Here is a 19,693-nt window from a genome sequence, read left to right as displayed (position 1 = left end):
GGATCGGCACCGCTCGCGAGCAGCGGTGCCGGCGGCGCGCAGGCGGCAGCCTGCCGCGGGCCAGCGAGCAAGAGGTAACAGGATGTCTTCCGCCGACCGTCTCGGCATCGGTTCCGCTTCGTCCACCGCCTTCGTGGAGCGCGCCCTTGGGGAGCTGCGCTCCGGCCGGCCGGTCCTGCTGCAATCGGCAAGCGAGGAGGCGCTGGTCCTCGGCGCCGAGGCGCTCCACGCCGAGACGGCGGAGGCGCTGGCCGCCCTGGAGACGGCCGGTCCGGCGCGCCTGGTCCTGCCGGCGCCGCGCCTGACGCGGCTCGGCGCCCCCCGTGCCACGGCCGGCTCGGTCGCGCTGCCGTCCCTCGACGCGGCACGGGTCGAGGTGCTCGCCCTCGGCCTCGATGCCCGGATCGACGCGCCGGTGGCGAACGCCGCTCCGCTGGAGCTTGCCGCCCTCGATCTGCTGGCGCTGGCTTTGGTGCTGCCGGCGGCGGTCGTGCTTCCGGTCCGCCGGGAGACGGTGCCGGGCGCGGTGGCCGTGTCGGCGCAGGATGTTGCGCGCTTCCGCAAGGAGCAGGCGGCCAGCCTGCGCATCGTCGGACGCGCGCGGGTGCCGCTCGAGGGCGCGCGGGACTGTGAGTTCGTGGTGTTCCGGGGCGGCGAGGGCCTGCGCGACCAGGTCGCCGTGGTGGTGGGGCAGCCCGACCCGGCGCGGCCGGTGGCGGTGCGCCTGCATTCGGCGTGCCTGACCGGCGACCTGTTCGGCTCGCTGAAGTGCGACTGCGGCGACCAGCTGCGCGACACCGTCGCCCGCATGGCGGCCGAGGAGGGCGGCATCCTGCTCTATCTCGACCAGGAAGGCCGCGGCAACGGCATCGCCAACAAGATCCGCGCCTACGACCTCCAGGCCCAGGGCTTCGACACCTTCGACGCGGACGCTGCGCTGGGCTTCGGCCTCGACCAGCGCCGCTTCGAGTTCGCAGCCGAGATGCTGCGGCAGCTGGGCGTCACCACCGTGCGGCTGCACACCAACAATCCGCAGAAGGTGGCGGCGCTGAAGCGCGCCGGTCTCGATGTGGTGGCGGAGCAGCGCGTGCTCGGACGGCCGACCCAGGAGAACGTGCGCTATCTCGCCGCCAAGCGCGACCGCGCCGGCCACGCCATCGACTTCGAGCAGCTCGCCGCCCGGGCGCCCGACTGAGCGCGCCCGACTGAGCGGCCCGACCGAGCCGCCCGGGCGGCCGGGCGCCCGCGCGGGCGCTTCACCGACGATGCGTCACTGGCGATGCGTCAGCTGCATCGCGTCACTTGCATTCCTGCGCCGCCCGGTCGAGCGCCTGGGAGATGCCGGCGAGCGAATATTTGTCGGTGGTCTGGTTGCCGCGGGTGGAGGTGCTCACGACGGTGAGGTCGCGGCCCTTGCGCATGGCATCCACCAGCTTGGCCTCGTCCGCGGCATTGCGCACCCAGGCGCCCTGGTCCTGCGTGTAGAGCTCGAAGCTGGCGCTGCCCACGGTGACCGTCACGGCGCTCTTTTCCTTGAGCGGGAAGCCGACGGTGATGCTCACCTCCTCCTTCACGTTCTGGCTCGGGCGGGTCGAGATGAACAGGAAGGCGGGATCGCGGTTGAGGCCCTCGGGAAGGCGCTGCTTCGGCTGGCTGGTGGCGTAGCAGACCTTGGGTCCGGATGTGGACGCATGCACCACCCAGTCGCCGAACTGCGCCACGGACTTGGATTGGGCCTGACCTTGCGCCATGCTCGGGACGGCGGCGAGGCCGGCGAGGAAAACGCCGAGGAGCGTCGGATGGATACGACGAGGGGCCATGGCTTCTCCTTTTGCTAATACCGGGTCGGTCCGGATGAAAAGCGTGAGCGTCTGCGTGCCGCCCTGAGAACTTTAGGATAGAGAACGCATTGTCCGGCCAGCTTGCAACCTGGGCTGACCGGCGCGGTCTCTAGCGACGGACGCGGTCAAAAAAATGTCCTGCGTGCCGACGCCTGTTTAGACCATACCTTCACCCCGGCTCAATGCCGGCGCGTTGCACGATATTGTCGCTTGACGTTCAACCCATTGGACAATCATATATTTTTTGTTTCAGAACAGGGTGGGGCACGGGGCCGGGGACGGGTCCGCCCGCGCCGGACGGGCCGGCGACGGCGTGGGATTGTCCCCAAGTGATCCCGCAGCATGGGTTAACAGCAGGTTGCCGGCGGCCCGGATGGCGGCCGCGACCGGTGGGGAGGAATGATGAGAGCCGTACTTTGCACCCGCCTCGGTTCGCCGGAGAGCCTTGAGGTCGCCGACCTGCCGGACCCGGTTCCGGGGACCGGAGAGGTGGTCGTGGACGTGGCCGCCGTCGGCCTCAATTTTTTCGACACGCTGATGCTGAAGGACCTCTACCAGTTGAAGCCGCCCGTTCCGTTCTCGCCGGGGGCGGAGTTCGCGGGCCATGTGAGCGCGCTCGGCGACGAGACCGACGGCTTCGCCATCGGCGACCGCGTGTGCGGCTATGTCTCCTACGGCGCGGCGCGGGAGAAGCTGGTGGTGGCCGCGGCGCGGCTGGCGCGGGTGCCGGACGACTTCGACCTGGTGCGGGCCGCCGCCTTGCCGGTCACCTATGGCACCGCGCTCTACGCGCTGCGCGACCGGGGCGCGCTGAAGGCGGGCGAGACGCTGGCGGTGCTGGGCGCCTCCGGCGGCGTCGGCCTCGCGGCGGTGGAGATCGGCGCCATCTTCGGCGCCCGCACCATCGCCTGCGCCTCCTCGCCCGACAAGGTCGCCTTCGCCAAGGCGCATGGCGCCGCCGCGGGGCTCGACTACAGCAAGGAGGACCTCAAGGCCGGCCTGAAGGCGTTCGCCGAAGGCCGGGGCATCGACGTGGTCTATGACCCGGTGGGCGGCGAGCTTGCCGAGCAGGCGCTCCGGGCGCTCGGGCCGCTGGGCCGCTTCCTGGTGATCGGCTTTGCCTCGGGACAGATTCCCAAGATCCCGCTCAACCTGCTGCTGCTGAAGAATTGCGATGCGCGCGGCGTGGATTTCGGCGCCAAGGCGCGCGGCACGCCGACGTGGCTGCGCGACGCCATCGCCGAGCTGATGGCCTATGGCCGGGACGGGCGCATCTCCGCGCACGTGGACGCCACGTTCCCGTTGTCGGAATGCGCCGCCGCCCTGAACGAGATCGCCGGCCGCCGCGTCAAGGGCAAGGTGGTTCTGACCACCGGACGGTAGCGCCACGGCCGCGATGAAGCGGCCTTTCGCTGAGAGCGGGAATGCGTGGTCCGCTCGGCTCGCGGCGCAGGCCGAGCGGCGCGTGCCCTACTCCGCCTTCGCCGCGCGCAGCTCCGACAGGGCCGCGCGGGCGGCGGCATGGTGGTGCGGGCGGATGTGATCCGACAGCAGGCGAAACGCCCCCATCAGCACCGCCGCATCGTCGCCGAAGCCCACCAGCGGCAGCAGATCGGGCGCCAGGTCGAAGGGCAGGACGAAATAGGCGAGCGCCCCGAGCAGCGTCGCCCGCACGTGCAGCGGCGTCGCCTTGTCGAAAGCGGCGTAATAGGCCGCCACCGCTTCCTCGGCGAAGGGGATATAGCTCGCATGGCGCCCGAGCTTGTCCCAGAAACCCGAGCGCACCCGGCGCTCGTCGCGCGCCGCGCGGGCGCCGTCGGCACCCGAAAGTGAGCTCCAGTCCATCCGATCCACCTGTCCTTTCCGTGCCTCGCAGGGCGCTCTGGCAAGAGCGCCCGCTCCGGAGGAATCAGATGGGGACCTTTCCCGCGGGCGCAAGGTTTGCAGGCCCAGGGCTCGGCCGGGAAGGCTCGCACCGGCCTCAGATCAGCGGATAGGCGGCTTCCACGACGTAAGGCCCGCCGCCGACGCTGTCGCGGGACGAGAACAGCACGAAGCGCGGCACGTGGAAGGTTGGGCTGCGATAGGGCCCGCGCGCGGCGAGATAATCGGCGACCTGGCGGGTCGAGGCGTCGCGCAGGCGGGCCAGCGTCACGTGAGGCTTGAAGTTGCGCCCCTCCGCGCCGAGGCCGAGCCGCTGCATCAGCCGCTCCTGCTCGGCCTGGAGCTCGCTCAAGGCGGGATTGGCCTTCACCGCCGCGAACACGGCGCGCGGCTTGTGGCCGCCGAACTGGTCGACGCCGTCCAGCGTCACGTCGAAGGCCGGCCGGCGCACCTGGCCCAGCATCAGCATGATGTCGCGGCCGAGCGCGTCGTCCACGTCGCCGACGAAGCGCAGGGTGACGTGATAGTTCTCCGGATCGATCCAGCGGGCGCCGGAAATGCCGCCGCGCAGCTCGGACAGGGTGGTTCCGACCTCGCGCGGAATCTCGATGGCGGTAAACAGCCGCGGCATTGTCGCCTCCGCGAACCCCTCTCCGACCTTCCCTTGGGACGCGGCCATATCCCGCCGGCCCCGCCCCCGGTCCCTGGTGCAGTGAAGAGGATTCGCGCCGCCGAGGGAAGCGGCGCCTCGCCGCGCCCGCCCTCACTGCACAGGGACGAGGATGTCGATCTCCAGCGCCTCGGGCGCGGCGGTGACGAGGTCGGTGCGGTAGCGCTCGATGTAGAAGTCGCCCGCGGTCAGGTTCTTCACGTCGAGATAGTTGAAGATCTGCTCGTAGGTGTTGTCCATGTCCGAGAACGTGCCGGCGTGGCGGAACCTCAGCACCTTGCCGGCCTGGGAGGCGCCGAGCTTCATGGTGCCGGAGGGCCTCTGCGAGGTGGTCCCGGAAAAGGGGAACTGCACTTCGTAGGCGAAGCCGCGGTCGTCGCTCTCGGTGTAGACCACCATGACCTCGCCGGCCCGCGTCAGGCCGAGGCGCGACAGCTCCGCCTCCCCCGCCTTGGCTGCCCCGACCAGGGCGTCATAGGCGTCGTCCCAGCTTGCCGTGCCGGACACGATCAGGACCGGGACCGAGGCGAGCTCGATCTCCTCGGCGGCGAATGCGCCGCCGCCGGGGCTCACCGGCACGCTCTCCACGCCCTTGGGGCTCACCAGCGGCGGCGCCGTGAGGCCCTCGCCGGCGGGCGGCACGGGGTCGGCCGGAACGGCCTGCGCGGGCACGCCGCTCGCGCCCTGGGCCAGGGCGGGCGTCGCCGCGGACGCTGCGAGCGCGCCGGCAAGCAGGCCCGCCAGCACGGCGCGCGGCGCCCGAAGGATGCGCCGCGAGGCCTTGAGCCACATGTGATCCTCCCTGCCGATCCCGCGGCACCAGCGGCCACCCAAGGCGGGTTGCCCATGGTCTGCTCTTACACCATCCGCGGGCGCGGCTGAATCGCCAATCGGCGGTCTCACGCGGCCAGGGGGGCGGTGGCGAGCCTGCCGGCGAAGTCGCGCAGCACGGCGATCTGGCCCGGCAGCTCCGCCCAATAGCGCCGGTGGAGCTCGAGATTGACCACGGTTCCGGGCGGGAACCGGCAGGCGCCGGCGACCGCGTCCCAGTCGATGGCGCCCCAGCCGAGCGGCAGATGAAGGTCCCCTTCGCCGAGGGCGGCGCGCTCGGCCTCGTCGATGGCCCAGCTCTCCGACGGGCGGCCGAAGCTGTCATGGACGTGAAGGTGCCGGGCGAAGGGCGCGAGCGCCGCGATCTCGCGCATGAAGTCGGCCCGCGCATCGTTGCAGCGCAGGAGCGCGTGGCTGACGTCGAGCGTCGCCCGCACATGGGGATGGTCGATGGCGTCGAGCTCCGCGGCGAGCCGTCCGGGCAGCGCCGTCTCGCGCATGGGTTCGAACCGGAACACGTTCTCGACGCACAGCGTCACGCCGGCTGCGGCCGCCTTGTCGCCGGCGGCCGCCAGGGCGTCGCGCTGGCGCACATAGGCCACCTCCACGTCGTCGTCGCCGCGCACGCAGCCGGCATGGATGACGAGATTGACCGCCCCGACCGCCCCCGCGACGGCGATGGCGGCATCCAGCAGCGCCACATGGCGCGGCAGGCGGTCCTTGGTGTCCATCAGGTTGATGGCGAGCGGGCCGTGGGCGGTGAAGGCGAACGGCCGGTCGCGCGTCGCCGCCACGAGGCGGGCGAGGCGCTCGCTCAGCACCCGCCCGCCGACCACCAGGGTCCAGGCGAACAGAGGCAGCTCGGCGAAGTCCACGCCCAGGCGCTCGGCCTCGTCGAGCTTGGCATCGAGATCGTCGAACTCCGGCGACGTGGCACGGATCGAATAGCCGATCCCGCGGATCGGCGGCAAAGGCGCGCGCGCGTCCATCGCTGCATCCTTCCTCATGCGGACCGGCCGCGCCCGGATAAGGGCGAGAAAGCAAGCCGGCCTCGATCTGACGACAGGGCGATCGGTCGTTGGAACCTTGATGAGGCGCGCCACTGCGGGAAAGAGGTTGAGCCCTTCCCCAGGGGAACTATGTTGATACCGCCGGGCGCGACGTCGGACCATACTGCGTCCGGGGCGGGATGGCACGCGGCTTTTTGCGTTGCAGCGAATTCGCCGCGCGCCGCGGCATCGGCGACGAGGCCCGGAGAGGGCGATGGCGGGAGGCGGAAGCGAAACGGGGCGTCCGCCAAGAGCGGGCGCCCCGATCGGGGCCGGCGACGCATGAACCTGACTGCCGGCACGATGCTGGAGAGCAAGGGGCCGGCCAGAAGGCGGATGCTGGATATAGGGTTATCGGCGCCGAATTCATGCTACATATAGCGATACGCTATCGCGACCTCGCAATTCGCACTTGCGTTTTGCAAATTGCGAGCGTGCGCCTATCGCCCGGTGGCGGCGCCGGCGGGCTTGGCCCCGAGCCAGGTGTCGATGAAGCGGTCGAGCCAGCGGTCCACGGCGCCGTCGTACCGCTCCCATCCCTCCATATGGGCGTCCCCCGCCTGGGCGCCCGGCTGGACGAACCGGTGGGCGCCGCGCACGATCCATACCGACATCATCTCGCGCGTCACCTCGGGATGAAACTGCAGCGCGAACGCGCTGCGGCCGTAGCGGAAGGCCTGGTTGGGAAAGGTCTCGCCGGTGGCGAGCAGCTGCGCGCCGTCCGGCAGGTCGAAGCCTTCCGAATGCCAGTGATAGACGTGGCTCGGCCAGTCCAGCAGCTCCTTGCCCGCCTCGGTGGCGGCGAGCGGGTAGTAGCCGATCTCGCACATCCCGTCCTTGTGCGGGGCGACGCGGGCGCCGAGGGCGCGCGCCATGATCTGCGCGCCGAGGCAGACGCCCAAGAGCGGCCGGCCTTCCGCCAGCACCCGGGCGGAGAAGTCGGTCTCCTCGCGGATATAGCCGTGGCTGTCATTGGCGCTCATGGGACCGCCGAAGATCACCACGCCGGCATAGCTGGCGAGATCGGCGGGCAGCGGATCGCCGAGGGCGGGGCGGCGGACGTCGAGCCCGTGGCCGCGCAGCGACAGTCGCTGGCCGATGCGGCCCGGCGTCGAATGGGCCTGATGGACGATGACGAGGAGCGTGCCGGCCTCGCCGCCGCAGGCGCAAGGGTCTGCGCCGCCGGGCGGGCTTTCTGAGGAGGGCACCTTGGGCAGCCTAGTCCTGTTGCTCACCGTCCCCTTCCGTCTCGTCGCGGACCTCGCGCCGGATGCGGGTGCGCTCGCGCGAGCCCACGTTCAGCAGCTCTGCGGCGCGCCAGACGAGATTGTCCTCGAACTCGCTGAGCCCGCCGTCGGCATAGGCGACCTCGAACATCATCTCCACGATGCGGCGCCGGCCCTCGTCGTCGAGCGCGCGGTTGAGCACGCTCGTGAACGCATAAAGATCGACCGCTTCGGCATCCTTGGCAATGGCTAAGTCGAGCAGCGCCTCGGTGTCCTCGGGGGACAGATCGAAGCGGCGCGCCAGGATGTCCTTCAGGATCGCCTGCTCCTCCGCGGTCACCGCGCCGTCGATGGACATCACATGGACGAGAAGGGCCGCCGCGGCGAGGCGGTAGTCGCTGTCGGCGAAGGCGACGACCTCGCGCTCCCCGCCCGTGATCTCGGTGATGAAGTCTGAAAGCGCGCGGAACATGGGGCGGGCGGTCCTGCTCTGGAAACCGGAGTTATCTGGGTGGCTTTGCCGCGGCTGCAAGACCCGCAGGTCCGGCCTGTGCCCCGGCGCCCGAGGACAGAGGTCTGTTGCCACGGCCCAACGCGTCGCACAAGCCCCAGCTTGCCACCCTTGATCGCTCTCCGTCCCAGGTTTTCCCGGGAACCGGATGACCCTGCGCACGTTTGACCAGAAGAGCATGAGCGTCGAGATGCGATATCGCTTCAGAAATATCGATCCAGGGCTCCGAGATGTGAGGTCCCGGGGCTCTGAAGCGCGATAGATCAGGAGTAGTTGTCGCATTTTCGCCATGACATCTAAATCACAACCAATGGATTGGAGGATGATATGAAAAACATCAAGTTCTTGACTGTGGCCGCGGCCTCTCTTCTCGCCTCGGCGGCAATCGCCCAGCAGGCCGCGCCGACCACGACACCCGCCAATCCGGCAACCCAGCCTCCGGCGGCCACGGCCCCCGCGACCCCCGCGCCGGCCGCCAGCTTCATCGGCATGCAGACCGCCGATCAGATGCTCGCAAGCGATCTCATCGGCATGTCCGTCCGCGGCGCGGGCAACGAGTCGATCGGCGAGATCAACGACGTGGTGCTGGCGCGGGATGGCCGGGTGATCGGCGCCGTGATCGGTGTCGGCGGCTTCCTGGGCATCGGCGAGAAGGACGTGGCGGTTCCGTTCCAGATGGTGGAGCTGGTCCGCGGCTCCGACGCCGGTGACCACGTGGTGGTGCGCAAGACCAAGGACGAGCTGAAGGCGGCGCCCACCTTCCAGGAATACGAGGCGCCGAAGTCCAACAGCGCCGCCAAGGCGCCGGCCCAGCCGGTCCCGACGCGCTGACGAGAGAGCGGGCCGGGCGCCCCGCGCGCCCGGCCCGGCACGCCACCTTGCCATCTCCCGACCCATCCCCACCCGCCAAGCGCGACCCTGCGTCGACGCCGGTAAGCGGCTGCGCATTGAAACGTGCGGCCGTTCAAGGCCATGGTGAGCCGGTGAAAGCATCGGGAGGGGGAATGGACGCGCCAGTTTCAGGACCTGTCGCGTCATCCATGCGGTTTATCGCGCGCCAACGCACCCTTGGCTGGCGAATCGCCTTCGCGGTGGCCGTCATCGCGGCCGCGTTCGCGCTCCGCTCGCTATCCGCCTACGCGTTGCGCGACTACGCGCCCTTCCTGCTGCAGATTCCGGCGGTGCTGCTGGTGGCGCTGGTGGGCGGGCTGCGGGTCGGCCTGTTCGGCCTGGTGCTTGCCGTCGGCGCCAATGCCACCTTCGTCCCCGGGGAGACGTGGACGGGCGCGAACGCCACCGGGGCCATCGTCTCCCTTACCTCCTTCGCCATCAATGGCTTGGCCTGCTGTCTCATCGCCGCGCTGCTGCGCGCGAGCCTCGTCAACCTCGATCAGACCCGCGCCTCGCTCGCCGAGACGGCGCGCGAGAAGGAAACCACGCTCGCGACCCTGGAATCACTGCTTTCCCACGCGCCGCTGGGTTTCGCCTTCTTCGACCGGGACCGTCGTTTCGTCCAGGTGAACGAGACGCTCGCGCGCATGGGCGGCATCTCGCGCGAGACCCATCTGGGCCGGACGGTCGCGGAGTTGCTGCCCGAGTTCGCCGACCGGACCGCGGCGCTGATCGACCGCGTGTTCGAGACCGGCGAGGTCGTCCCGGACGTGGAGATTCAGGGCATGACGCCGGCGAAGCCCGGTGTCGAGCGGCACTGGCTGGTGAGCTTCTATCCCGTGAGGGACGGCGCCGGCGTCACGCGCTTCGTCGGCACGACCGTGGTCGAGATCTCGGAGATCAAGAAGGCCGAGCAGCGCCTCGCCGTCAGCGAGCGCCGGTATCGCCTGCTGGCGGAGGCGCTCCCCAAGATGGTGTGGACCGCCGACCCGCAGGGCGAGGGGGACTACTATAATCACCGCTGGGAGGAATATACTGGCGCCTCGGTGGAGGATGGCAGCTTCGGGGAATGGTTCGGGTACGTCCATCCCGACGAGAAGGGCGAGCTGACCCTGGCTTGGCAGGCCTCCATCGCCAGCGGCGAGCCGTTCAACCGCGAATGCCGCTTCCGCGCGGCCGACGGCTCCTATCGCTGGTTCCTGTGCCGCGCCGTGCCGGTGCGCGACGAGGACGGGCGCGTCGACCGCTGGTACGGCAGCTGCACCGACATCGCCGAGATCGTCGCGGCCCGCGAGGCGCTGGCCCGTTCCCACGAGGAGCTCGAACGCCTGGTCGCCCAGCGCACGACCGAACTCGCCCAGGCCAACGAGCGCCTGCGGATGGAGATGAAGGAGCGCTTCGCCACCGAGGCGCAGCTGCGCCAGGCGCAGAAGATGGAGGCCGTCGGCCAGCTGACCGGCGGCATCGCCCACGATTTCAACAATTTGCTCACCGTCATCGTCGGCAACCTGGAGGCCGCCGAACGGCGCATCGGCCCCGAGAACCTGCAGGCGCGCACCTTCCTCGACCACTGCCGCCAGGGCGCCATGCGCGCCGCCACCCTCACCCAGCGCCTGTTGGCGTTCTCGCGCCGCCAGCCGCTCGATCCCAAGCCGACCGACGTGAACCGGCTCCTGGTCGGCATGTCGCAGATGCTGCGCAGCGCGCTCGGCGAGCGGGTCACCCTGGAGACGGTTCTTTCCGGCGGGCTCTGGCCCACGGAGATCGACCGCAACCAGCTGGAGAACGCGGTCCTCAATCTCGCGGTCAATGCGCGCGACGCCATGCCGGACGGCGGCAAGCTCACCATCGAGACCGCCAATGCCTACCTCGACGACGCCTATGCCGAGGCCCACGACGTGGTGGCCGGCCAATATGTGGTGATCTGCGTCAGCGACACCGGGACGGGGATGCCCCCCGAGGTGATGGCGCGTGTGTTCGAGCCCTTCTATTCCACCAAGGGGCCGCGCGACGGCACCGGCCTCGGCCTCAGCCAGGTGTACGGCTTCGTCAAGCAGTCCGGCGGCCACGTGAAGATCTACAGCGAGGTGGGCGAGGGCACCACGGTGAAGCTCTATCTGCCGCGCCTGGAGCGGCCGGTGGACGAGGACGAGCGCGCCGAGCGGCAGGAGCCCGCGGAGGCACGCAAGGCGCGTATCCTGGTTGTGGAGGACGATCCCCAGGCGCGCCAGCTCGGCGTCGGCGCCCTCAGGGCCGCGGGCCACGAGGTGAGCGAGGCGGAGAACGGCGCGGCGGCGCTGGCGCTTGTGGAGGCGCTTGATCCCGCCCAGCGCCCCGAGGTGCTGTTCACCGACATCCGCCTCGGCGCGGGACTGGATGGGCCGGCCCTTGCCGCGCGCCTGCGCGCGGTGGTGCCGCAAATTCGAGTGCTCTTCACCACCGGTTATGCGAGAAATGCGGTGCTGCGCCAGGGACGGCTGGACAGGGGAGTGAACCTGCTCACCAAGCCCTTCACGCAGGCGGAGCTGGTACGCAAGGTGACGAGCATCCTGGAACAGGCCATCGAGAGGAAGGGCGCGGCGCTGCTCGTGGAGGACGAGCCCTTCGTCGCCATGGTGGCGCAGCAGATCCTGGAGGACCACGGCTTCGAGGTGACGGTCGCCTCGCATGGCAAGGCCGCGCTCGCCCATGCCCAGGCCGCCCAGGAGATGCCGGAGCGCGAGGCCTTCCGCCTCGCAGTGGTGGATCTCGGCCTGCCGGACATGCGCGGCGACGAGGTGGTGCGCGAGCTGCGCACCCTGGTGCCCGGCCTCTGCGTCGTCATCGCCACCGGCTACGGCACCGAGGACCTCGAAGGCGAGTTCGGCGGCGTGGAAGGGGTGGCGCTGGTGGGCAAGCCCTATGACGGCGCCACTCTGCGCGGGGCCCTGCGCGGCATGGGCTTCAACATTCCGGATTGAGACCGCGCCTTGCCGGCGCGAGCGGCCGTTGCGAGCCTCTTCGACGGCCGCAACGCGCCCTGCCCGGCGGCGGACCCGGCGCAAGAGATGCTGCCGAAGGCGCCACCTCGCCGGACGCGGCCGGTCATCAGCGCCGCGTCCGGGGCTTGGGCCGATGCCCGGCGAACGGCCGGGCACGACGGGCAATTGCGGGGACGTCTTCGGTTGAGGACGCTCAGCGGCGCAGCAGCACCTGGCCCAGGACCAGGCCGATGCCGGCGGCGACCGCGCAGGCCGTCAGCGGCTGGGCGCGGATGGTTTCGCGCAATTGGAGATACTGCTCCTCCGCCCAGTCGGACACCTCGCCCGCAGCCATCTCCGCGCCGCCGGCCGCGTCCTTCGCCGTCTGCCGGGCGGTCTTGCCGAGGGTCTCGGCGAGACGCGTGAAGTCCTCCTTCAGCGTCTCGAGGTCCTTGCGGATGTCCTCGATGGAGGGTTCGACCTTGGCGGTCACGGGCTTGTCGGCCATGGGCGCATCTCCGCTTCCTGTGTGACGTCTCGTCCGCCGGTGGGGCCCTGTGGGGCGCCCGCCGACGCAACCGCAAACTTAGAGCACGCGCCGATCGGCCTGCAACGCAAGGTGATCGGATAACGCGTTCTCTGTCATTAAGTTAGAGGGCGATTCACCGATCAAATTGATTCAATTTGATCGGATCGCGCGCATCCGAAGGGGTGTCCGCCGGCTGGTCGTGCGCCCGGCCGGCGTGGCCCCGACCTTCAAACGCCCGGCGGCGCAAAGCGATCCCGCCCGGCGGCAAATCGCCCCGTGCGGATCAGGCGGCGGTGGGCTCGCTGCGCGCCTCGTGGAAGAACAGCGCCTGCGCCACCGTCGCCTTCACCGTCTCGCTCAGGAACGGTTTGGTGATGAGGTAGGTGGGCTCCGGCCGCTCGCCGGTGAGCAGGCGGTCCGGGAACGCGGTGATGAAGATCACCGGCACGTTGAAATGGGAGAGGATGTCCGTCACCGCGTCGATGCCGGAGGAGCCGTCGGCGAGCTGGATATCCGCCAGGACCAGGCCGAAGTCGCCGTTGCGCGCCAGCTCCACCGCCTTCTTGTGCGTCGGGGCGACGCCGATCACCTCGTGTCCCATCTCGGTCACGAGCGTCTTCAGGTCGAGCGCGATCACCCATTCGTCCTCGATGATGAGCACGCGGGTGGCGATCTGCCGGTCGATCTCCCGCTGCGCGGCGACCACCTGGGCTTCCACGTCGTCGATGGACGTGGAAAGGATCGAGGCCACCTCCGCATAGGTGAAGCCTTCCATGGCCGTCAGCAGGAGCGCGACGCGCGCGCCGACATCGAGCGCCTGCAGCCGCTCGTCGGTCCGCGAGGCCGGATCGCCTCCCGCCCCGGCGCGCCGCGTCCAGACGCCGTGGAACGCGCGGTAGAGCGCGACGCGGGGCGAGGCGCCCGGATTGATGACGATCTTGCCGTCGAGGATCGCCTGGAGGGTCTCCTGCACCAGGAGGTCGCCCGCTCGCTGGGTTCCCGAAAGGGCGCGCGCGTAGCGGCGCAAGAAGGGCAGCTGCTTGACGATCGACTGATGGGGCATGCGCAATTCCTCGCTTGCGGCGCGGATGAGGTCCGACCGCGTGGAACGCCCGAAGGCGGCGAAAGTTCCCGATTTTTGCGGGAACTTGCACCTTACCCTGGCATTATAGGTTGAACCGGTGCGCGCCGTCTGCCGCTGGCCTGGACGGGACTGGCATGCGGCAGCTTGGGGAGACCTCGGAGCAGGGGATGGAGCTGGTGCCACAGGAAGCGGCGCGCGTTGACCCCCGCAGGCGTGCCGGCATCTTCTCTCTCGCGGCGGGCCAGCCGCGGGACCTGCTCGACAGTGTGCGGCGGCGCCTGCTCCTGGTGGCGCTGCTCGCCATCGCTCCGGTGGCGACCCTGAGCATGGTGCAGGGGCTGATGCACCTGAGCGGGGCGCAGGACGAGGCGCGCCAGCGCCTGCTCCAGCTCGCCGTCTCGGCCGCGTCCAGCCAGGCCAACATCATCGCCTCGGCCGAGAGCGTGCTTCAGACCCTCCAGACGGTGGACACGGTGCGGGCCGCGGGCGCGGGCTGCCAGGCGACGCTCTACGGCGCCACGCTCAGCCTGCCCTTCGTGTCAAACATGGGCGTCCTGGACAAGGAGGGGACCATCACCTGCAGCGCCATCCCCGGGCCGCGCTCGGTGGCGGGCGAGCCGTGGTGGCAGAGCCTGTCCAAGGCGCCCTCGCGCCTCGCCATGACGGAACGCCAGGTGAGCGCCGCCACGCGGAACGAGATCATCATCGTGCTGGAACCGCTGCGTGCCCCCGACGGCAGCTTCGATGGCGCCATGGCGCTCGGCCTCGACGCCGCCCGCCTCGACACCATGCTGCGCCAGGCGACGGTGGAGGCCGGCGGGGTGGCCGCGATCTTCGATGCCGCGGGCCGGGAACTGGTCTCCAATTCCCGCGCCTTGAGCCAGGTCCTGTTCGATCCGTCCCGCTTCGCCGGGGCCGGGAACGAGCTGCGCGAGGTGACCGACGCCACCGGCCGCAGCTGGACCTATACCGTCGCGCCGCTCGACCGGCAGGGACTGATCGCGGCCTATGCCTTGCCGACCCAGGACCTGTTCGGCTGGACCCCGTTCGCGGTGGCGGCGAGCTTCGCCCTGCCCGGCCTCGTGGCGGTGCTCAGCCTCGTCGGCCTGTGGTTCGCGGTGGACCGGATGGTTCTGCAATGGCTGAACTATCTGCGGCGCGTGACCTCGGTCTACGGCAAGGGCCACTATCGCTTCCGTCCCACGCGGCTCGAACGCGCGCCGAGCGAGTTCCGCGCCCTGGGCGCGGCGGTGGAGCACATGGCGCTCGCGGTGCGGCTGCGGGACGCCAAGCTCAGGGAAAATCTCGCCGAGAAGACCGCGCTGGTGCGCGAGATTCACCACCGCATCAAGAATTCGCTCCAGGTGGTGGTGAGCCTTCTCAGCCTCTATGGCCTCGGCATCGGCCAGGGCGAGGACCGGCGCCGCTTCGAGGAGCTGCGCACCCGGGTCAACACGCTCGCCGTGGTCCATCGCATCCTGCACGAGGCGAACGAGGGCTCGACGGTGAAGCTGCGCGAGCTGCTGCGCGAGCTCGCGGCGCTGCTCGAAGGCGTGCCTGACCGCAGCCTGGCGGTGCGCATCGACGCTCCGGACCTGCTGCTGCCCATCGACATGGCGGTGCCGTTCGCGCTCATGGTGGTGGAGATCGTCCTGGGCCTGGCCGCGCCGGACGCGCCCAGGCTTCTGCCGGTCACGGTGGGCTGCGACCAGGGCGGCGGGCGGTTCACCATCACCATCGCCGCCGGGCCGGTGGCGGGCTCCGGCGCGCAGCCCGGCCGGTTCGATCTCGACCAGGGCTTCGCCAGCCAGCTCGGCGGCCAGCTCCAGCGCGTCGAGGACGGCGATAACGTTCGCGTGACGGGTGACTTCCCGCTGCGGACCGGCGCCGCCCCCGGCGGGCAGCGCCATGGGCACGATCGCGTTCAGGCCGCAGGCCCCGGCAGGGAACCGTAGCGGTTCTGCCTCGTTATCCTCGAGCGAGTCCCATCCGTGCGACTCGACGGGCCTGCCAAGACTCGAGGATGAACCATGGATAAAGCGCGTTCGAAGGGCACCTCCAACCGCGGCTTCGCCGCCATGGACGCGGAGAAGCAGCGCGCCATCGCCCGCAAGGGTGGCGAGAGCGTTCCTGCCGAGAAGCGCAGCTTCTTCCAGAACCGGGCGCTCGCCGCCGAGGCCGGCCGCAAGGGCGGCCAAAGCGTTGCCGACGAGGACCGCAGCTTCTCCCGCAACCGCGCGCTGGCCTCCCAGGCCGGCCAGAAGGGCGGCCAGAAGAGCAGCGCGCCGGTCGGCGGAGGTCGGTCCTGAGCGAAGCGGGAACCAAACAGCCGAGCTCACGTTATCGGGAGGCGCGGGCGGGCCGGTCGGCTCCACCCGCGTCCGTGATCCGGTTGGCGTCGGAGATCGTATGATTTCGGTGGTGTTCGCGCCGCGGTCGGCAAGGCCGCCCGCTTCGCTCGCGGGAGCTGCGCGTTCCAGCGTCGTGCCGGGGCCTGGTCGGTCCGGGCAGCCGGACATCCTGACCGCCCTTCGTCCGCTGGACGCGGATGGGCAGGACAAGGGTGACGACCGCAACCCATCGGTCCGAAGAAGGTGTCCATGAATCCGCCGGGAAAAACGCCAGGAATGGATGCCAGCTCCCTCCAGAGGGAGGTGCTCGAGTTCCTGCCCGCCTTGCGCGCCTTCGCGCGCTCGCTGACGCGCGACCGCACGGAGGCCGACGACCTGGTCCAGGAGACGCTCCTCAAGGCGCTGTCGAACATCGACAAGTTCGATCCCGGCACCAATCTGCGCGCCTGGCTCTTCACCATCCTGCGCAACACCTACTACACCGAGATCCGCAAGCGGCGGCGCGAGAGCGACGGCCTGTCGGTGCTGGCGCAGCAGGACACGAACATGGGACCGGGCCAGGAATGGTCCATGACCCTCTCCTCGCTGAAGGATGCGCTGGGCCAGCTGCCGGACGACCAGCGCGAGGCGCTGGTGCTGGTGGGCGCGGCGGGCCTGTCCTACGAGGAGGCGGCGGAGGTGTGCGGGTGCGCGCTCGGCACCATCAAGAGCCGCGTCAACCGGGCCCGCACCAAGCTGCTCGGCCTCATGGGAGCGGAAGCCACCGCTGACGTGGTGGAGGGCGACGCGGTGGCGATCTCGGCGGCGCGCAGCTGACGAGGCGCGGCCGCCGCAATGCCCGGGGCGTGCTCTGTCATTCAGCCAGAGGGCGGTTCACCGATCAAAATGATTCCATTCGATCGGCTCGCGCCTAGCCCGGCTCCCATCCCGCCGGCGCCAGCACGAAGCCCTCGAAGGCGAAGGCGGGCGCCACGGTGCACCCCACCAGCGTCCAGTCGCCGAGGCTCTCGGCCGCCTGCCAGGCGTGAGCCGGCACGATCCCCTGCGGACGGTGGCCGGCCGCGAGGCCGGGCCCGAGCACCTGCTCGCGCGGCAGGGCGCCCTCTTCCGCGACCCGCAGCACCAGCGGCGCGCCGGCGTGCCAATGCCACATCTCCACCGCGTCCACCTTGTGCCAGTGCGAGCGCTCGCCGGCGCGGAGCAGGAAATAGATGGCGGTCGATGCCCCCCGCCCGCCCGGCGGAGCCGCGTCGCGGAAGGTTTCCCGGAAATGGCCGCCCTCCGGATGCGGGGCGAGGCCGAGCAGGGCGATGATCTCATCGGCGCCCAGCGCCGCTGGAGGCACGCTCATCCCCTCAGCCCCGGAACGCGCTCTTGCGGGCGCGCAGCTCGGTGAACACGGCGCCGGGGTCGGCGCCGTCCACCCCGAGCATCTCCGCCATGGCCGGATCGTCGGCGCGCAGGAACGGATTGGCGGCGAGCTCGTCCGCCATGGCGGAGGGGATGGTCGGCTCGCCCTTGGCGCGCTTCGCCTCGGCTACCGCCGCCTGCGCCTTGAGCGCGGCATTGCCCGGGTCCACCGAGAGCGCGAAGCGGGCGTTGGAGAGGGTGTATTCGTGGCCGCTATAGACCTGGGTGTCGCCCGGCAGCCCCTTCAGGCGCTGGAGCGAGGCCCACAGCACCGGCGGGTCGCACTCGAACGGCCGGCCGCAGCCGAGCGTGAACAGCGTGTCGCCGGCGAACAGCAGGCGCTCGCCCTCGAACAAATAGGACACATGGCCCGCGGTGTGGCCCGGCGTCTCCAGCACCCGGCCCACCAGGGAGCCGACGGCCACAGGGTCACCGTCCACCACCGCCACGTCGAGCCCGGGAATGGCGGCGGCCTCAGCCTTCGGACCCACCACGGTCGCCCCATAGCGCGCCTTGAGCGCCGGCACGCCCTGCACATGATCCTGATGGTGGTGGGTGATGAGGATGTGGGTGAGGTTCCAGCCTTCCTTCTCCAGCGCGGCGATGACCGGGGTGGGCTCGGGCACGTCGATGACCGCGGTGGCCTCGGTCACCGGATCGTGCAGCAGCACGGCGTAATTGTCGTCGAGGCAGGGAACGATGCGGATCTCGGCCGGCAAGGTGATCCTCCTGTCGCGCCTTGAAGCACGAACCGCGCAGATCGGATCATCTGCCCGGATCGTGCCTCGGGTGTGAATAGGCGGCGCCCAGTATGACGCCATCGTGTGTCCGGGACATGAGGGCGGTGTCGAAGTCCCCCGTTTCCCGCGCCGCCCGTCGGCATGATGATAGCCCGATGCCGTGCCGGCGCCAGCGCACGCCGCCCGGGTTGCGCTCGGCATGCGCGTGGCGCAAGAGGAGAGCGACAACCTGCCGCCTGCGGCGGGGCTGGGTCCGCCTTCAGGGCGCCATCGGCTTCAGGCATTGGGCATCCATGTTCCTCGACGTCGTCGACCTCCGCAACTTCTACGCCCAGCCGGTGGGCGTGATGACGCGCCGCCTTCTGGGCCGGGCCATTCGCGCGCGGTTCGAGAACGTCACCGGCATGGCGGTGCTCGGCCTCGGCTATGCGACGCCGTATCTCGGCGTGTTCCGCGAGGAGGCGGAGCGCTGCATCGCCGTCATGCCGGCAGCGCAGGGGGTGGTGCGCTGGCCGTCGGCGGCGCCGACGCTCGCCACGCTCTCCGACGAGACCATGCTGCCGTTCCCGAGCGGCCGGTTCGACCGGGTGGTGGCGGTGCATGTCCTGGAGATGACCCCCAACGCCGCGGAACTGCTCGGAGAGGTCTGGCGCGTGCTCGCCCCCGGCGGGCGGCTCCTGGCCGTGGTGCCCAACCGGCGCGGCGTGTGGGCCCGGCTCGACACCACGCCGTTCGGCAATGGGCGTCCGTTCTCCCGCGGGCAGGTGGTATCGCTGCTGCGCGAGGCCCTGTTCACCCCCGTGGGGTGGAGCGAGGCGCTCTATGCCCCGCCCAGCCGCTGGTTCCTGCGCACCGCGGTGGCCTGGGAACGGGTCGGGTCGCGGCTCTCGCTGCCGTTCTCCGGGGTGCTCGTGGTGGAGGCGACCAAGCAGCTCCATCGCCCCGCCCAGGTGCGCCGGCGCGCGGCGGTCATCGAGCCGGCGATGGAGCCGGTGCTCGTTCCCGGCGGCGTCCCGGCGGGCTGAGCGCGCCCGCGCGGGAGCGGTTCAGCCGGCCCGGCCGGCGCCCTTGCGCGAGAGTAGGAACACCGCCTGCTCGCCCAGCAGGTTCCAGACCCACCAAGGCATGTTCACCCGCACCCGGTGGCCGGAAGAATCCAGCGCCACCGCCTTCTCCATGCGGGCGTCCAGGATTTCCACCAGCTCCACGAAGTCGCGGATGGTGCAGAAGTGGATGTTGGGCGTGTCGTACCACGGCACCGGCATGTTATCGGTCAGCGGCATGCGGCCGTGGACCAGCAGGTCGAGCCGCGAGCGCCAGTGGCCGAAGTTCGGGAACGACACCACGGCGCGCCGGCCGATGCGCAGCATCTGCTCCAGCACCCAGCGCGGGCGCCGCGTCGCCTGGAGCGTCTGGGAGAGGATGACGTAGTCGAAGGCGTCGTCCGGATAATGGGCGAGGTCCACGTCGGCGTCGCCCTGGATCACGGCGAGGCCGCGGGCGACGCCGGCATTCACCCCCTCGCGGGACAATTCGATGCCGCGGGCGTCGCACTGGCGCGTGGTGGCGAGCAGCTCCAGCAGCGCCCCGTCACCCGAGCCCACGTCGAGCACGCGCGAGCCGGGCACCACCATCTCCGCCACCACCACGAGATCGACACGCCCGCCCTTGGAGCGGACGACGCTTTCGTCGAGCACCTCATCGCGCACGCTCATG

The 19,693-nt window shown here is 70.5% G+C and carries 20 protein-coding genes; 8 read left to right on the top strand and 12 right to left on the bottom strand.

What is annotated here, in order from left to right; genetic code table 11:
• Positions 1-82: 82 nt before the first annotated feature.
• Positions 83-1,195, top strand: coding sequence for a GTP cyclohydrolase II RibA (ribA, locus tag V5F67_RS01050; protein ID WP_394020665.1), 1,113 nt, complete (start codon positions 83-85; stop codon positions 1,193-1,195).
• 103 nt (positions 1,196-1,298) lie between these two features.
• On the opposite strand, the gene V5F67_RS01045 is transcribed toward ribA, so the two are convergent.
• Positions 1,299-1,820 (bottom strand): invasion associated locus B family protein, encoded by a 522-nt coding sequence (locus V5F67_RS01045; RefSeq protein WP_394020666.1) that lies wholly within the window; start codon positions 1,818-1,820, stop codon positions 1,299-1,301.
• Positions 1,821-2,243: 423 nt separating this feature from the next.
• On the opposite strand from V5F67_RS01045, the gene V5F67_RS01040 reads away from it, so the two are divergent.
• Complete coding sequence (locus V5F67_RS01040) at positions 2,244-3,224, top strand: NADPH:quinone oxidoreductase family protein (RefSeq protein WP_394020667.1); 981 nt, start codon at positions 2,244-2,246, stop codon at positions 3,222-3,224.
• Between the two features lie 87 nt (positions 3,225-3,311).
• Here V5F67_RS01040 and V5F67_RS01035 read toward each other — a convergent pair whose 3' ends face one another.
• The 6 genes from V5F67_RS01035 to V5F67_RS01010 all read right to left on the bottom strand — a co-directional run bounded on the left by V5F67_RS01035 (position 3,312) and on the right by V5F67_RS01010 (position 7,973).
• Entirely contained in the window at positions 3,312-3,686 is a 375-nt protein-coding gene (locus V5F67_RS01035; RefSeq protein ID WP_394020668.1) for a YkvA family protein, read from the bottom strand.
• Between the two features lie 136 nt (positions 3,687-3,822).
• A complete protein-coding gene (gene thpR / locus V5F67_RS01030; RefSeq protein ID WP_394020669.1) occupies positions 3,823-4,356 on the bottom strand; it encodes an RNA 2',3'-cyclic phosphodiesterase in 534 nt (177 codons plus the stop codon).
• Positions 4,357-4,488: 132 nt separating this feature from the next.
• The gene (locus V5F67_RS01025) at positions 4,489-5,187 is read right to left on the bottom strand and encodes a GyrI-like domain-containing protein (protein WP_394020670.1); all 699 of its coding nucleotides are present in this window, start codon (positions 5,185-5,187) and stop codon (positions 4,489-4,491) included.
• Positions 5,188-5,294: 107 nt separating this feature from the next.
• Positions 5,295-6,215, bottom strand: coding sequence for a TIM barrel protein (locus V5F67_RS01020; protein ID WP_394020671.1), 921 nt, complete (start codon positions 6,213-6,215; stop codon positions 5,295-5,297).
• Between the two features lie 500 nt (positions 6,216-6,715).
• Positions 6,716-7,510: a glutamine amidotransferase gene (locus V5F67_RS01015; protein ID WP_394020672.1), complete on the bottom strand. Its 795-nt coding sequence runs from the start codon at positions 7,508-7,510 to the stop codon at positions 6,716-6,718.
• Complete coding sequence (locus V5F67_RS01010) at positions 7,494-7,973, bottom strand: tellurite resistance TerB family protein (protein ID WP_394020673.1); 480 nt, start codon at positions 7,971-7,973, stop codon at positions 7,494-7,496. The genes V5F67_RS01015 and V5F67_RS01010 overlap by 17 nt, the downstream gene beginning before the upstream one ends.
• A 366-nt stretch (positions 7,974-8,339) precedes the next feature.
• On the opposite strand from V5F67_RS01010, the gene V5F67_RS01005 reads away from it, so the two are divergent.
• A complete protein-coding gene (locus V5F67_RS01005) occupies positions 8,340-8,843 on the top strand; it encodes a PRC-barrel domain-containing protein (protein ID WP_394020674.1) in 504 nt (167 codons plus the stop codon).
• A gap of 260 nt (positions 8,844-9,103) precedes the next feature.
• Complete coding sequence (locus V5F67_RS01000; RefSeq protein ID WP_394020675.1) at positions 9,104-11,863, top strand: response regulator; 2,760 nt, start codon at positions 9,104-9,106, stop codon at positions 11,861-11,863.
• 214 nt (positions 11,864-12,077) lie between these two features.
• Here the strand turns inward: V5F67_RS01000 and V5F67_RS00995 are convergent, their stop codons facing one another.
• Together V5F67_RS00995 and V5F67_RS00990 are read right to left on the bottom strand one after the other, a co-directional pair.
• Positions 12,078-12,371: a hypothetical protein gene (locus V5F67_RS00995; RefSeq protein ID WP_394020676.1), complete on the bottom strand. Its 294-nt coding sequence runs from the start codon at positions 12,369-12,371 to the stop codon at positions 12,078-12,080.
• Positions 12,372-12,675: 304 nt separating this feature from the next.
• Positions 12,676-13,455, bottom strand: a complete 780-nt coding sequence (locus V5F67_RS00990) for a response regulator (protein WP_394020677.1) — start codon at positions 13,453-13,455, stop codon at positions 12,676-12,678.
• Between the two features lie 155 nt (positions 13,456-13,610).
• Here V5F67_RS00990 and V5F67_RS00985 point away from each other — a divergent pair, with 155 nt between their 5' ends.
• From V5F67_RS00985 to V5F67_RS00975, 3 genes are all read left to right on the top strand, one after another.
• Entirely contained in the window at positions 13,611-15,431 is a 1,821-nt protein-coding gene (locus V5F67_RS00985) for a sensor histidine kinase (RefSeq protein ID WP_394020678.1), read from the top strand.
• A 75-nt stretch (positions 15,432-15,506) separates the two neighbouring features.
• On the top strand, positions 15,507-15,785 hold the full coding sequence (locus V5F67_RS00980; RefSeq protein ID WP_394020679.1) for a con-10 family general stress protein: 279 nt from the start codon (positions 15,507-15,509) through the stop codon (positions 15,783-15,785).
• A 318-nt stretch (positions 15,786-16,103) separates the two neighbouring features.
• Positions 16,104-16,643 carry a sigma-70 family RNA polymerase sigma factor gene (locus tag V5F67_RS00975; protein ID WP_394020680.1) on the top strand — a complete coding sequence of 180 codons (540 nt, stop codon included), beginning with the start codon at positions 16,104-16,106 and terminating at the stop codon, positions 16,641-16,643.
• Between the two features lie 94 nt (positions 16,644-16,737).
• Here the strand turns inward: V5F67_RS00975 and V5F67_RS00970 are convergent, their stop codons facing one another.
• Both V5F67_RS00970 and gloB read right to left on the bottom strand, forming a co-directional pair.
• Complete coding sequence (locus V5F67_RS00970) at positions 16,738-17,178, bottom strand: cupin domain-containing protein (protein ID WP_394020681.1); 441 nt, start codon at positions 17,176-17,178, stop codon at positions 16,738-16,740.
• A gap of 4 nt (positions 17,179-17,182) precedes the next feature.
• Complete coding sequence (gene gloB / locus V5F67_RS00965; RefSeq protein ID WP_394020682.1) at positions 17,183-17,956, bottom strand: hydroxyacylglutathione hydrolase; 774 nt, start codon at positions 17,954-17,956, stop codon at positions 17,183-17,185.
• Positions 17,957-18,270: 314 nt separating this feature from the next.
• On the opposite strand from gloB, the gene V5F67_RS00960 reads away from it, so the two are divergent.
• On the top strand, positions 18,271-19,002 hold the full coding sequence (locus tag V5F67_RS00960; protein ID WP_394020683.1) for a methyltransferase domain-containing protein: 732 nt from the start codon (positions 18,271-18,273) through the stop codon (positions 19,000-19,002).
• Positions 19,003-19,023: 21 nt separating this feature from the next.
• Here V5F67_RS00960 and metW read toward each other — a convergent pair whose 3' ends face one another.
• Complete coding sequence (metW, locus tag V5F67_RS00955) at positions 19,024-19,692, bottom strand: methionine biosynthesis protein MetW (RefSeq protein WP_394020684.1); 669 nt, start codon at positions 19,690-19,692, stop codon at positions 19,024-19,026.
• Position 19,693: the final 1 nt, after the last annotated feature.

This window comes from Xanthobacter pseudotagetidis, from assembly GCF_043194795.2.
Taxonomy (GTDB): domain Bacteria; phylum Pseudomonadota; class Alphaproteobacteria; order Rhizobiales; family Xanthobacteraceae; genus Xanthobacter; species Xanthobacter tagetidis_A.
Note: the sequence above shows the minus strand (reverse complement) of the source record. Positions and strands in the feature narration are given on the sequence as shown.